2 protein-coding genes are annotated in these 5390 nt (G+C 36.8%); both read right to left on the minus strand.

The features are described from left to right. Positions 1-163: 163 nt before the first annotated feature. A complete protein-coding gene (locus FPG59_RS13425) occupies positions 164-2431 on the minus strand; it encodes an aconitate hydratase (protein WP_086455098.1) in 2268 nt (755 codons plus the stop codon). Positions 2432-2552: 121 nt separating this feature from the next. Further along, a complete protein-coding gene (locus tag FPG59_RS13430; protein ID WP_086455099.1) occupies positions 2553-5324 on the minus strand; it encodes a bifunctional aconitate hydratase 2/2-methylisocitrate dehydratase in 2772 nt (923 codons plus the stop codon). Positions 5325-5390: the final 66 nt, after the last annotated feature.

The following is a 5390-nucleotide window of genomic DNA, read 5'->3' on the forward strand; positions in this document are numbered from 1 at the left end:
ACGTTGAAAAAATCCATTTTAACTAATTCTTTAGAAAAATTAAACGAACTAGCTTACTTGATATTTATTACTATTCTTACTTTAGAAGTCAACTCAAGTAATTTATATCACAAAAAAAAACTCTCAAAATAGCTTTGAGAGTTTTTAAAAGGAATAAAAAAATTCAAGAATTACTTGCTGCAGCAATTAAATTTAAAGCTGATCCTGCCTCAAACCAACCTATTTGACTTTCATTATAAGTATGATTTGCAAGAATTCGATCAGTGCTACCATCTGAGTGAACAAACTCTAGTGTGAGTGGTTTTGCAGGTGCAAATGATATTAAGTCCAGAAAATTAATGGTATCGTCTTCTTGAATTTTATCATAATCATTTTCATTAGCAAAAGTTAACGCTAGCATTCCTTGTTTTTTTAAATTCGTTTCATGTATGCGTGCAAACGATTTAACAAGAACGGCTTTCACCCCTAAAAATCGAGGTTCCATAGCCGCATGCTCTCTTGATGATCCTTCGCCATAATTGTGATCTCCCACAACTATTGACGGAATCCCAGCTGCTTTGTAAGCCCTTGCCACCGCAGGAACAGCGTCATATTCACCTGTTACTTGATTTTTTACGGCATTTGTTTTTTGATTAAACGCATTAACGGCACCAATTAACATATTGTTAGAAATGTTATCTAAATGGCCTCTAAAACGCAACCAAGGACCAGCCATAGATATGTGATCTGTGGTACACTTGCCAAATGCTTTTATCAATAACTTTACTCCTGTAATATTTTTTCGATCCCAGGCTTCAAATGGAGCTAAAAGTTGCAGCCTATCAGACGTTTCACTAACTAAAATTTGAACTCCAGAACCATCCTCAGCTGGCACTTGAAATCCATTGTCTTCTACTGCAAAACCTTTTTGAGGCAGTTCATCTCCAAAAGGAGCCGTTAATTTCACCTCTTCACCTTTATCATTTATCAAGGTATCTGTAATCGGATTAAAATCCAAACGTCCCGAAATAGCCAGAGCCGCAACCATTTCTGGAGAGGTTACAAAAGCATGAGTGTTAGGATTTCCATCGGCTCTTTTCGAAAAGTTTCGATTAAACGAATGTACAATGGTATTTTTTTCTTCTTTATCCGCTCCTGCTCTATCCCATTGCCCGATGCACGGTCCGCAAGCATTGGTAAATACTTTGGTTCCCATTTTTTCAAAAGTGGCAATAATTCCATCTCTTTCAATCGTATATCTAATTTGTTCTGATCCTGGATTGATTCCGAATTCTGCTTTTGGAGTAATACCATGTGCTACCGCTTGGTTTACAATCGATGCCGCTCGTGCCATATCTTCATAAGAGGAGTTGGTACAAGACCCTATCAAACCCCATTCTACTTTGATAGGCCAACCATTTGCAGCCGCTTCTGCTTTCATTTGAGAAACTGGTGTTCCTCTATCTGGCGTAAAAGGTCCATTAATATGTGGTTCTAATTCAGAAAGATTAATTTCAATTACTTGGTCGAAATAAGTTTCAGGATCTGCATAAACCTCAGGATCTGCGGTTAAATATGCTGCTACATGGTCTGCTGCATCTACCACATCTTGTCTGCCCGTTGCTGCTAAATACCTGCGCATGGATTCATCATAACCAAATGTAGACGTGGTTGCTCCAATCTCAGCACCCATGTTACAAATAGTCCCTTTACCAGTACATGACATTGAAGTTGCTCCTTCTCCAAAATATTCAACAATAGCTCCTGTTCCGCCTTTTACCGTAAGGATATCAGCTACTTTTAAAATAACGTCTTTTGGAGCAGTCCATCCAGATAACTTACCCGTTAATTTAACTCCAATTAATTTAGGAAATTTCAATTCCCAAGACATTCCAGACATCACATCAACAGCATCAGCTCCACCAACACCAATGGCGAGCATTCCCAAACCACCCGCATTAACGGTATGTGAATCAGTACCAATCATCAGACCTCCTGGGAAAGCATAATTTTCTAAAACGATTTGATGAATAATTCCTGAACCTGGTTTCCAGAACCCGATTCCGTATTTATTGGAAACTGAGGAAAGGAAATCAAAAACTTCTTTGGATTGTGTATTGGCTACAGCCAAATCGGATTTAGCTCCATTTTTTGCCAAAATTAAGTGATCACAATGAACTGTTGTGGGTACAGCTACCGTCTTTTTACCCGCATGCATAAACTGCAATAAGGCCATTTGTGCTGTAGCATCTTGGCATGCAACTCTATCTGGTGCAAAATCAACATAATCAACACCACGAGTAAAAGCTTGGTTAGGCTTGCCTTCCCAAAGGTGATTGTACAAAATTTTCTCGCTTAATGTAAGCGGTCTACCTACAACTTTTCGTGCTGCATCAACACGATGTGCCATGTTGCTGTACACTCTTTTTATCATTTCTATATCAAAGGCCATAATTTCATTTTAAATGTTACTAAACTTATTTACAATTTACGAAAAATTAGGACAGCTATTACACAAAAAAAAGCTCGAGTACCTAAACTCGAGCTTTTTACAAAAAATTTAACGTATCTCTTTATAAAACGGATTGCTTATTTGAAGGAGCAAACTTGGTTAAATTGATACCTTTAACTGCTATTTTATATTCTTCAATAGTAGGAGTTCTTCCTAAAATAGTAGACAATACAACAACTGGAGTAGAAGAAAGTAATGATTCTCCTTTTTTCTCAGCTGTATCTTCTACTACACGACCTTGGAACAAACGAGTAGATGTTGCCATAACCGTATCTCCTTTTGAAGCTTTTTCTTGGTTCCCCATACATAAGTTACAACCTGGACGCTCTAAATACAACATGTTTTCATATTCTGTACGTGCAGCACCTTTTGGAGCGTTATCATCAAACTCGAAACCAGAATATCTTTGTAAAACTTCCCAATCTCCTTCTGCTTTTAATTCATCAACAATGTTGTACGTAGGTGGCGCTACTACTAATGGCGCTTTAAATTCTACTTTACCAGTTTGTTCCTCTACGTTTTTAAGCATTTGCGCTAAGATTTTCATATCACCTTTATGCACCATACAAGAACCGATGAATCCTAAATCTACTTTTTTATCCCCACCATAGAATGAAAGTGGACGAATGGTATCGTGAGTATATCTTTTAGAAACATCTTTGTTATTTACATCTGGATCAGCAATCATTGGCTCGTTAATCACGTCCAAATCAATTTCAACCTCAGCATAATATTTAGCATTCGCGTCTGGAGTTAAAGCTGGTTTATCACCTGATTTAATCTCAGCAATTCTCTTGTTTGCTTTGTTGATTAAGCCTTGAAGAACTTGCGTTTTGTTATCCATTCCTTTATCAATCATGATCTGGATTCTTCCTTTTGCAATTTCCAAAGATTCAATTAACGTATCATCTTCTGAAATACAAATCGAAGCTTTGGCTTTCATTTCAGCAGTCCAATCTGTAAATGTAAAGGCTTGATCGGCTGTAAGCGTTCCTAAATGAACTTCAATAATTCTTCCTTGGAAAACATTTTCTCCTCCAAATTTTTGTAACATTTGCGCTTGAGTAGCATGAACCACATCACGGAAATCCATGTAAGTTGCCATTTGGCCTTTAAAAGTCACCTTTACAGATTCAGGTATAGGCATAGAAGCTTCTCCTGTTGCAAGAGCTAAAGCAACTGTACCAGAATCTGCACCAAATGCTACTCCTTTTGACATTCTTGTATGTGAATCACCACCAATAATGATAGCCCAATCGTCAATTACTATATCGTTAAGAACTTTATGAATTACATCAGTCATAGCATGGTATTGACCTTTTGGGTCACGTGCAGTAATCAAACCAAAATCGTTCATGAATTTCATCAATTTTGGAATGTTAGCTTGCGCCTTTTTATCCCAAACTGAAGCAGTATGACAACCTGATTGGTAAGCACCATCAACTATTGGCGAAATCACTGTTGCTGCCATAGACTCTAATTCTTGAGCCGTCATTAATCCCGTTGTATCTTGAGAACCAACGATATTTACTTCAACACGAACATCAGAACCAGCGTGTAATGCTTTTTTAGAAATAGTCCCTACAGCATTTCTATTGAAGATTTTTTCAACTGCTGTTAAACCTTGTCCTTCTATTGAGACTTCTTTTGAAGGCGCATACACTAGAGGTGCTTCAATTCCTAAAGTCTTAGCTGCAAAAGTTTGAATTTTTTTACCAAAAACAATCGCATAAGAACCACCAGCTTTGATGAATTCCATTTTCTGAGGCGTGAAAGCTTTAGAAATATCAATTAATTCGTTGTCTCCGTTGTATAATTTTTTTGTTTTTGTATTGATGGTAAGCACTGTTCCAGTAGCTACAGAATATACTTCTTCTAAAACTGGATCACCACTTTCATTACGAACCACTTCTCCGTGAGCGTCTGTCTTTTTTACCCAGTTTTTCAAATCTAAACCAATACCACCAGTTACATCAACTGTAGTTAGGAAAATTGGAGAAATTCCGTTTGTTCCTGCAACAATTGGCATAAAGTTTACAAATGGCACGTAAGGACTTGCTTGTTTACCTGTCCAAAGCGCTACGTTATTTACACCAGACATACGAGATGAACCAACTCCCATTGTACCTCTTTCTGCAATTAACATTACAGATTTATCTGGATGTTGTGTTTGCAAGGCTTTGATTTCATCTTGTGCTTGAGGTGTAATCATACATTTACCGTGCAATTCTCGATCGGAACGTGAGTGTGCTTGGTTACCTGGAGAAAGTAAATCCGTTGAAATATCTCCTTCACCTGCGATAAAAGTTACTACTTTAATTTCTTCAGCTACTTCTGGAAGTTTTGTAAAAAATTCTGCTTTAGCATAGCTTTCTAAAATATCTCTAGCTACTTCATTATTACTTTCAAATGCAGCTTTCAAACGATCCATATCGGCATCATAAAGATACACTTGAGTTTTAAGAACTTTAGCAGCATCTTTAGCAATTGCAACATCATTTCCTAAAGCTAAATCTAGTAACACTTCAATTGAAGGACCACCTTTCATGTGAGATAATAATTCAAAAGCAAAAGCAGGAGTAATTTCATTTACCACTTCTTCTCCAAGAATAATTTCTTTTAAAAATTTTGCTTTTTCAGTAGCAGCACTTGTAGTTCCTGGTAAGGTATTGTAGATAAAAAACTTAAGAGAATCTGCTCTATTTGCGTTATTTGTATCTTTAATTTGTGCTACGATTTCGATTAGCAATTCTGCTGAATCAATTGGTTTTGGGTGAAGACCTTGAACTTTACGCTCTTCAATCTCAATAATGTAATCGTTATAAGTACTCATAAGTGTGATATATTAAGTCTAATTGCACTAAAAATTTAATGCAGAATTGAGACATAAGAATTAAAT

The sequence above is a fragment of the Flavobacterium sp. FPG59 genome (genome assembly GCF_002150205.1).
Classification (GTDB): domain Bacteria; phylum Bacteroidota; class Bacteroidia; order Flavobacteriales; family Flavobacteriaceae; genus Flavobacterium.

Bases quoted from the DNA above. Each gene is read 5' to 3' on its own strand.
- FPG59_RS13430 (WP_086455099.1), bottom strand. From the start codon at position 5,324: ATGAGTACTTATAACGATTACATTATTGAGATTGAAGAGCGTAAAGTT.
- FPG59_RS13425 (WP_086455098.1), bottom strand. From the start codon at position 2,431: ATGGCCTTTGATATAGAAATGATAAAAAGAGTGTACAGCAACATGGCA.